Annotated in this window: 2 protein-coding genes; one reads left to right on the top strand and one right to left on the bottom strand. The window is 76.4% G+C overall.

Features of this window, described 5'->3' with window-relative positions; genetic code table 11:
* The first annotated feature begins 61 nt into the window (after positions 1–61).
* A complete protein-coding gene (locus ACFXA3_RS42475; protein ID WP_385196882.1) occupies positions 62–646 on the top strand; it encodes a DUF6817 domain-containing protein in 585 nt (194 codons plus the stop codon).
* 13 nt (positions 647–659) lie between these two features.
* Here the strand turns inward: ACFXA3_RS42475 and ACFXA3_RS42470 are convergent.
* On the bottom strand, positions 660–1,442 hold a 783-nt coding region (locus ACFXA3_RS42470), incomplete at its 5' end, for a discoidin domain-containing protein (protein ID WP_385196880.1).

The following is a 1,442-nucleotide window of genomic DNA, read 5'->3' as shown; positions in this document are numbered from 1 at the left end:
GTCCGGACCCGGCGCGGGCGGGGACGGGTGCCGACCCGATCCGGACGAAAGGACCACGCCCGTGCCACCACCGGCATCGACACCGACACCGGCCGAGGAGCGCGAGGCACGTGCCCTCGCGCTGCTGCGCGAGCTCGGCGCCCAGCGCCTCGACCACCCCGGCGGCACCCTGCTCGCCCATCTGGAACGCGTCCGGGCGCAGCTCGGGGCATGGGGAGCACGGCCCGAACTGCGCCTCGCGGGCCTGTGCCACGCGTTCTACGGCACGGACGGCTTCGCCACCGCCCTGCTGCCGGTCGGCCGGCGCGCCGAACTGGCGGCGGTGATCGGGCCGGAGGCGGAGGAGATCGTCCGCCTCTACGCCGGCTGTGACCGTGCGGCCTCCTATCCGACGCTCGCCGCCGACGCGGAGGGCGTGGCGTTCCGTGACCGGTTCACCGGTCGGATCCACTCCCCCGGCCTGCAGGCGCGGCAGGACTTCGCGGAGCTGACCGCCGCGAACGAACTCGACGTCGCCAGGATCGATCCCTCCTTCCGCGCGGCCCACGGGCCGGCGCTCCTCGCGCTGTTCACCCGGCTGGGCGGTCTGCTGAGCGAGCCGGCCCGGCGGGACTGCCGGGCCGTGCTCGGGGGCGCCGCGCCCTGAGCCGCGACCGGCGTCAGGGTGTGAACGTCCAGCGTTGCGCCGGGCCGCCGTCGCAGGCCGCGCGGGTGAGCCGCGTACCGTCGGCGGTGCCGGCGCCGACCGGGGTCAGGCACTGGCCGAGCGTACGGAGGCTGCCGTCCGGCCCCGGCTGCCAGCTCTGGCCGGCGGCCGCACCGCAGGCCTGGACGGTGACCCGGGAGGCGCTGGTCCCGTCGAGGCAGACCCCGCCCAGTCCGGTGACCCGGCCGTCGGCCCGCAGGCTCCAGCGCTGGTTGGGGCCGCCGTGGCAGGTGTACAGGGTGGGTTCGGTGCCCGGTGCGCTGGCGCTGTGCGGCAGGTCGGCGCAGCGGCCGGACGCTGCCTGGACGAGGGTGGCGTCCGCCGGGAGCGGGGCGGCGCGCCCGGTGAGACCGATCTCGGCGGCGCTGGTCCAGGGCCCTCGGCCGCCGGCTTCGGTCAGCGCCTTCAGGCGCAGGTAGCGGCCCGTCTTCGCGGGCAGCGGGACCGACGTGGCGGTCGCGGTGTCGGCGAAGGTGCCGGTCGCCACCGGTTCGCCCCAGTCGGTGGTGGTGTCGGAGACGTACACCTCGTAGCGGCCGATCCGTCCGTTGACGCCGCCGTCCTGGCGGGGCAGGTAGCCGAGGCCGTCGACGGCGTAGCGGGCGCCGAGGTCGATGCCGATCTCGTGCGGCAGCGCGGCGGGGGTGCCGGAGGACCAGGCGGTGTGCCAGATCGTGTCCGGGTTGCCGTCGAACGCGTTCTTGGCAGCGCCGTTCTCGGCGGCGCTCTCCTGGCT

The sequence above is a fragment of the Streptomyces sp. NPDC059456 genome (assembly GCF_042750055.1).
Lineage (GTDB): Bacteria > Actinomycetota > Actinomycetes > Streptomycetales > Streptomycetaceae > Streptomyces.
Note: the sequence above shows the minus strand (reverse complement) of the source record. Positions and strands in the feature narration are given on the sequence as shown.